Annotated in this window: 7 protein-coding genes; 1 reads left to right on the top strand and 6 read right to left on the bottom strand. The window is 42.1% G+C overall.

The annotated features are described in order from the left end of the window. Window positions 1–406: 406 nt before the first annotated feature. The 4 genes from H5300_RS24720 to H5300_RS24705 all read right to left on the bottom strand — a co-directional run bounded on the left by H5300_RS24720 (window position 407) and on the right by H5300_RS24705 (window position 3,715). Complete coding sequence (locus H5300_RS24720; protein ID WP_182797161.1) at window positions 407–679, bottom strand: helix-turn-helix domain-containing protein; 273 nt, start codon at window positions 677–679, stop codon at window positions 407–409. A gap of 12 nt (window positions 680–691) precedes the next feature. After that, window positions 692–1,882, bottom strand: coding sequence for a ParB/RepB/Spo0J family partition protein (locus H5300_RS24715; protein WP_182797160.1), 1,191 nt, complete (start codon window positions 1,880–1,882; stop codon window positions 692–694). 1 nt (window position 1,883) lies between these two features. Continuing rightward, the gene (locus H5300_RS24710; RefSeq protein WP_182797159.1) at window positions 1,884–2,666 is read right to left on the bottom strand and encodes a ParA family protein; all 783 of its coding nucleotides are present in this window, start codon (window positions 2,664–2,666) and stop codon (window positions 1,884–1,886) included. Between the two features lie 473 nt (window positions 2,667–3,139). Next, window positions 3,140–3,715, bottom strand: a complete 576-nt coding sequence (locus tag H5300_RS24705; protein WP_182797158.1) for a hypothetical protein — start codon at window positions 3,713–3,715, stop codon at window positions 3,140–3,142. Between the two features lie 644 nt (window positions 3,716–4,359). Between H5300_RS24705 and H5300_RS24695 the strand changes: the two genes are divergently transcribed. Further along, window positions 4,360–4,926 carry a GIY-YIG nuclease family protein gene (locus H5300_RS24695; RefSeq protein WP_259397935.1) on the top strand — a complete coding sequence of 189 codons (567 nt, stop codon included), beginning with the start codon at window positions 4,360–4,362 and terminating at the stop codon, window positions 4,924–4,926. Window positions 4,927–4,951: 25 nt separating this feature from the next. On the opposite strand, the gene H5300_RS24690 is transcribed toward H5300_RS24695, so the two are convergent. Both H5300_RS24690 and H5300_RS24685 read right to left on the bottom strand, forming a co-directional pair. Further along, window positions 4,952–5,221: a hypothetical protein gene (locus tag H5300_RS24690; RefSeq protein ID WP_182797155.1), complete on the bottom strand. Its 270-nt coding sequence runs from the start codon at window positions 5,219–5,221 to the stop codon at window positions 4,952–4,954. Between the two features lie 306 nt (window positions 5,222–5,527). Beyond that, on the bottom strand, window positions 5,528–6,247 hold the full coding sequence (locus H5300_RS24685) for a hypothetical protein (RefSeq protein WP_182797154.1): 720 nt from the start codon (window positions 6,245–6,247) through the stop codon (window positions 5,528–5,530). Window positions 6,248–6,735 lie beyond the last annotated feature (488 nt).

Raw genomic sequence — 6,735 nt, 5'->3', positions numbered from 1 at the left:
AAAACACCCACATTGCCTATAAAACAATCTGACCTTAAATCTGCAGTAAACACTCACGATTCAAACTGGAAATTTACCCCGTAAACGACCTTGATGGTTATGATTGAGTTTCTTAACCATCAAGCTTGATATGCACCTCATCATACTCGCGGCCCTCCAGACGTTTCCGTCAGTAATCCGTTTGAAGACGATATTCATACTTCTTTTCCCCGGTTTGCATTTGTCTGAAATACAGAGCTTTCACAGGGAGATGAAGAACTTTCATTTGAGACCTCCAAAAAACTAAAGGAGCTACCTCCCCTAACATTAAAGTATCATTTTATAATACTTATAAAATTTTAAAAGTCTACAGGCATAAAAAAGCCCCGACGCAATGCCAGGGCTAATTTGAGGTTGGATATTACAATCAGAGCTTTCCGTGCCGCAAGATGAACTTCTCTCGGTCCAAAATACCCCAGTCCATTATCATATAGTAGCCTGTAGCTCCTCGCTCTCCCCTCGATTCACGGATGAATATAATTTTCATATCAAACTCATCACGAAGCATCGCCAGTTGGCGTTTAATAGTGGACTCAGGAATCTTGGTCTCTGAATGGAGATCGTGCAAGCTGGGCTTATCTAACTTAGACAGCGCATTTACCAGTTCAAACTTGCGACTCATATCCTGAGATAACTTCATTCCATACTTACCTTACTCAACGCTTACGAGCTCGATGTCAGTCACCGCTACCTTAATTGGCTTTACTTCCTTTTTCTCACCAACAAGAGTCTTAACCCAAAGCACATTTGGTTCAGTAGCAATACGATCTGTCATCAGTACACCACGCTTATTTTCACTCTCACCGATAATATTCACGGTGATGACTAACTTACGTGGGTCAGCCCCTTTCCAGTCTTTACCTTTTGCAAGAGGAGGTTCAATGCCTTCTTCTTCGGCATCATCGGTTGCATCATCACTTTCATCAACCTGCTTATCACCCGGCGCGTTTGTATCGCCTTGAGATGAAGCATCATCAGAAGTAAATTCCTCTCCCGTAGCTTGATGAACAACATTATTGCCTGTTGTATCATCAGAACTTTCCACATCACTTTGTGTAAAGTTGCCACCCTTCTCTTCACCCAATTCTGAGTCAGAATTCGAATTATTATCCTGCTCAGAGTTATTGGTTACTGCACCATCTTCATTTGAAGTTGGTTCATCACCATTCTTGATACGTTTTGCATCATTCAACAACTCACGACTTTGCTTACGTGTCATGCCATCACTCATAGCAACGGCACAGACAGCCCGGCATCGCTCTTCATTCAGTTCGAATAGCAAACGTAAGTTATTGAGTGTTTCCGTATCAGCTGTAATGTCATTATCGTATAATTCTCGAACGCAGTCAGGCATTTTTAATAATGAAAGGTGCGTTGAAACAAAAATTGTGTTCTTACCGATACGTTTTGCAACGTCTTTTTGCTGCCACCCTTTATCAATGAATACTTGTAAAGCATTAGCAATTTCAAGTGCAGTCAAATCATCGCGCTGAATATTCTCTATCAATTCTCCCGCTGTTTCGTCCAAGTCCGTTTGTTCTTTTTCGTTAACAACGATGTCAATTGTTGGAATATCTTTGGCCTTACATGCTCTCCAGCGACGTTCGCCTTTTTGAATGACATATTTGCCGTCTTCATTTTTCGGGTAGACCACAATCGCGGATTGCTGGCCTTCTTCCAAAATTGAATCACCCAGTTCCTCGATATTACGGAACCGTTTACGAACCTGTTCTTTTGAAATAACTTCATCAACAGGAACCGTCAGAATTACCTTACCATCTGGCTGCTTTTTTTGGGCGGCTTGAGCTAACTGGTTGAGGTTTTTTAGGTTATTTAGTTTCATCTTAACCTACCTTCTCTACAATCTCGTCCAGCACCGCTCGCACTTCTTTTGCTGCTACATGACCATAGCGAAGAGACCATACTGGAACTCCATCTGTAGTTGCAGAATCAAGCGGTGGACGGTGTTGAATAATGTTACTAAAGATCAACTCTGGGATAGCTTTTTTCAGCTCAGTAAACGATTTGTTGTGGTTCACTGAACGATCCATATCATTGATGACAATGCCCAGGATTTCTAAGTTTTGATTGTGCTGTTGCTGAACACCGATAATGGTCGTCAGCAAGCCCTCTACACCATCAACCGCAAAGCCAGATAGTTTTACAGGACATACAACATGCGTCGCAATCATCAGTGCAGCAACCAGCTTACGGCCAAGACTCGGTGGGCAATCAATCAACACGTAATCATAGTCTTTGATTAGTTCTTTTAAGTGTCGAGCTGGGTTCATTGCTTGTTCCAATGGTACAGCTTCCATCTCAAACAAGTCTGGGTCGTTTTTGGGCGTATAAATCAAATCAACACCGCATGGGCACTCCGTTACTTGGATGCTTGAGCACTTATCAAGAAACAACTCCGCGACTTTGGTGCCGCTGTACACTGGCTCATAACTGCCACCTTCCAACTCCACACGAGGAGCCAAACGCGAAGATGTATTACCCTGACCATCGAAATCCAGTACCAGGACTTTTTTCTTTTTTTCTGCCAAATCGAAGGCTTGCTGGATACAGATAGTACTTTTACCCACGCCTCCCTTCTGATTGGCATAGGCGATAGCTTTTGCCATGTTTACCTCGCTCTCCGATTGCAAATGAGATTCTTAGTGACGAAACATCGCCACTTTCACATGTGAAATATTCTAACACTCACTTTATGATACTTCAATATCATATCGTGGTACTAACATAACAATTACAGATAAAAAACGGCCTCAAAGGGCCGCGAGAAAAATCATTAATGTTTAGGTGAGCTGTATCGACAGAACAATGTGCATCCTGTCTCAATCCAATATTACCTTGCGCTTGTTTTTTTCGGTTAGCAAGCCTTCTTTAGGTTCTGGGTTCTGGGTTGGGTTATTATCAACCAAATCTTCAATAGCAACTGGGCTCTGTGGAATTACCGGGTGTCTAGACCTGACGTAATATCCCCCTTGCTAGTTCAATATCAGCGACAGTCAGCTGCGGCTTTGTTGTACTTCTGCATTATTAATGGAATGTATAAAAAGGCTGCATCACGCAACCTTTTTATTTAGGTAACGTTCTAACTGTTTTTGGCTCGCCACTCATAGATTGATATGTAGCCTTTTTTTTCTGGGCAGTAGATTAGCCCTTTAACATCCATTAGGTAAGCGCATTTCTTACAGTAAGTGGTTGTATCTTTGAAAGATAAATAGCGCTCAGTATCTTTTATTGACTCAAGGGCAGCTTCCTTCCCGTAGCTTTCTCGGATTGCTAAAGTGTTATATTTTTCATAAGCTTGTTTCTTTAACGCTCCCGATATCGCGGAGATCTGCCTTTTCTGCTCAGGGGTAGGTTCTCGCAACATTAAAGGCGTTTCGAAGGAATTACCGCAACGCCAAACAACTCTCCCTCCTCTGGATTTCTTCGAGAGGCCATCCCACTCATTTCGGGTCTTGCGGAATCTAACATTTGTTGACTCGCATTTTGGACAACCCTCTCGCTCACCAATAGGGAAATGGTTTAATTCATCGCTGTTTTCTAGTAGTTCCTTAATATAAGCATCTCTTTCAACAGCGTTTTTTTCAAGTTCGGGGCTTGCTAGCTGATTAAAAATGACATCAATTGTTCGAGGATGCCTTAGGTGTTGCAGAACCATTGGTTGAGTGTCTCCATGCGCTCCACATTGAGTACATGAGTTGGCTATTAGACTATCTCGCTCCAATTTCCACTCTTTTCGATGCCAAGGTTTCGTCTTTTTGTCGCTTCTTGGAGAGCTTGAAGAGCTTCTCGCCATGTGATTTTATCGGTATGAATATTTTCTCTAATATCAACAATGTGTGTAGGTAGTTTCATGTTCTTGCATTTCTCGTTTCATTGTTCGCTCTTAACTAGCGACTTCTTTAATCTACAAGCTTTCTTCGCCATAACTTTTGCCTTGCATCTAGATGTACCACGCAAGATTCTTAACGTAGGCTGTGCCAACTGCATGGAATCGGTCTAGCCACTCACTTTCCGTTATGACTTTTTATTCTTTCATCTTACAAAGACCAATGACACACGTTGCGAGTCCTGATATGGACAGTTTCAAATGATTTACCCCCCATTTTAATATCATTAAATGACCCTATAAATATTACTCCCCACTTTCACATGTGAAAGTCAAAGCCGCTTCAAATATTTTTTACCGTATCATGATACAGAGTATAAGCTTACCAATTATTCTGGTATGAATCTGCTCAACGTTATTGGTTTGATGCTTACTATCGTAAAGTTGCACTACTCTGTCCTGATTTCCTACCAATGTTAAACGCCAAATATCACAGCTTGAATAATCAAAGGCTATATGTGTTTAGATTCTCAGCTGCAATCTCAGGGTGCCCAGAGAGCTTCATAAAGATAGGCATGACAACAAGAACAACCGAAGAACGATTACGCGAAGTTCACTCAATGCTTTCCTCTTATGGAAAAGTCTTCACCTCTGAGATCCTCTGTGAAATTAGCCACGGAGGGAGATTAGAACGACTTATCCATCACCATTTTGCTCAGCACTTATTATCATTGGGCAGTCATCGAGAGTTCTTTCATATCCCAGGTACAGCACTTGAGCAGCTGGTGGACGATATGACTACATATGGACAGATCGCACCCTATTACCCACCTGAACTGGACTTATCCATAAGTAGATGTCCAGCCTCAGCAGGTAGAAAAAAGAAATCAGATTCTGAGATACTGGCAGAGTATCCCAAAATCATAGAGTGCTTAGAGAAAGGGATGGGTATAAGGCCCACCAGCAGAGAGACTGGATATAGCGTAAATACGATTCAAAAAGTAAAACAAGTTATGGCTCACCAAGCAGGTCGAATCTAATGCTCAGCTCTGTGCAGTTTTGCTTTTACCATTGGTGTTTATTGGGATTTTTGAGTGCCTCATGAAACATACGAACTTTCTCTGGCACTTCATGGTAAGGGTATAACTCAAATCGCCAAACGCCGCGTTTTACTTCTGGCACGTTTAACTTTCCAAAAAACGAGCGATAGTGTTCAATTTTGGAGGAGTGGTTATCTCGAAACTCAATTGCTATCGCATTGTGTGACTTCAAAAACCTGGCTATTGCACCAAATAACGCGGTCCCTAAACCCATACCGGTGATTTTTTCATTCAAAGCAAAATGCTGAACGATTGCGATGCCCCCACCATACATAGAAATCCCTTCAACCCACCAAGGGTATACCGTTCTTTCTTCACTTTATAATCGCAACTAATGTTTGGCATAAAGATCATACCGTGACTGTCCGTGAGACCGAACATCACTGCATTACCAATAACACGGGAGCCCCACACCAAAGGTTGCTCATTGAATCCGGTAAAGTGACTTTCCGGCTTCTTTTTCCAATCTAGAATGTTTCGTTCTAGTTCTGGTGTGACTCTTTTTTAAGTACTTCAATATCCAATTTTATTCCTTCCAAGGTTATTGTTCGCGCTCAAAAACTGTTACTAAGGTGCGACGCCCATTATCGTTAACAATAAGGTATGTGAATTTGGAAGTTGGATGCCCCCAAGCTTCTACATTGTCGGCAGTACCGTATTTTTTCGCTTTATGGGCCAAAACATTTGCAGGCAAATTTCGAATTCTCAACTCAGGATGTTTAAGTCGATTGACTAAACTCGCCCAGGGCTTTTTGGGATCTCCAGTGCTCAATCGCTCTTTATACTGTCCAACAGCGTGAGCGGTAACATAAACGGTCCCCATTGCTGGTGTTTCAACGGCATCATGCGTATTTGCATATTCTTGGCGATTTGCATCTAAGAGCACTGGTACACATGATTTTGGGTCGGCCATGAACTCACGACTTTGTGATACCTCTATTTGCACTCCAGCCATTCGGTTTTGAAGAAATGCTGCAAACTTTTGTGCATGTTTTTTCGTAGATTTACCACGGGCAAGCTTTTTGATTGCTCCCTTTGACACAACGAGTTTGTAGCCAGAACCAGAACCCGGCTCTCGACCCATTACTTTTTCTTCAAAGAGTAGGTATTGAATGGCTGATAATTCTGAAATCAAATCAGAATCTTCATGGGAAAAGTCGATTTTCACATCAAGAATTCCACTGCGTTTAGTGCCCACACGCCAGAATACTCGGCTCGTTTGGTCATCTAGTTTTTCAGAAAGAGTGGTTAGAATCATCATAGTCTTATCTCCGGTATTTAAGATCCCTTCCGGCATCGCCGTAAGGACCCCATTTAGTTAATATTCATACTTACTTTATCATGCTTTTTTAAAACGCAACCCCTCCACTTTCACATGTGAAAGTCTAAGTAGAAGTCCAGCTAGTACGCCCAACTGTCAAAATCTGTATGGGTGAGAATTTCACCGTCTTTGGCCGGACGAACATAAACACTTCCATAACCCCCTTCTGTTCCAATCGCGTAACACGCAATAGAAAATGCAATTTGAGAGTTAGGTACAGTGGCAACTATTTCTTCATTGATTGTTACGACCGAACAATGACCCGTGTACGAATCTGGCAACTCAGAAATTGCGGTTGCTGCATCAAGATAGCGATGCTACGCATCGAGCTAGGGCGCTGTTAATTCATTGATACTCTTATCATTCATAGTACGTTATCCTATCCTTACGTTCCCCTCCTCTAGATTTTTACGTGGTTCAATACTCAG

The organism is Vibrio sp. SG41-7, assembly GCF_014164465.1.
Lineage (GTDB): Bacteria > Pseudomonadota > Gammaproteobacteria > Enterobacterales > Vibrionaceae > Vibrio > Vibrio splendidus.
Note: the sequence above shows the minus strand (reverse complement) of the source record. Positions and strands in the feature narration are given on the sequence as shown.

Excerpts from the sequence above, each read along its gene's own strand:
- H5300_RS24710 (WP_182797159.1), bottom strand. The coding sequence starts at position 2,666 with ATGGCAAAAGCTATCGCCTATGCCAATCAGAAGGGAGGCGTGGGTAAA.
- H5300_RS24685 (WP_182797154.1), bottom strand. The coding sequence starts at position 6,247 with ATGATGATTCTAACCACTCTTTCTGAAAAACTAGATGACCAAACGAGC.
- H5300_RS24720 (WP_182797161.1), bottom strand. The coding sequence starts at position 679 with ATGAAGTTATCTCAGGATATGAGTCGCAAGTTTGAACTGGTAAATGCG.
- H5300_RS24715 (WP_182797160.1), bottom strand. The coding sequence starts at position 1,882 with ATGAAACTAAATAACCTAAAAAACCTCAACCAGTTAGCTCAAGCCGCC.
- H5300_RS24705 (WP_182797158.1), bottom strand. The coding sequence starts at position 3,715 with ATGGTTCTGCAACACCTAAGGCATCCTCGAACAATTGATGTCATTTTT.
- H5300_RS24695 (WP_259397935.1), top strand. The coding sequence starts at position 4,360 with ATGTTAAACGCCAAATATCACAGCTTGAATAATCAAAGGCTATATGTG.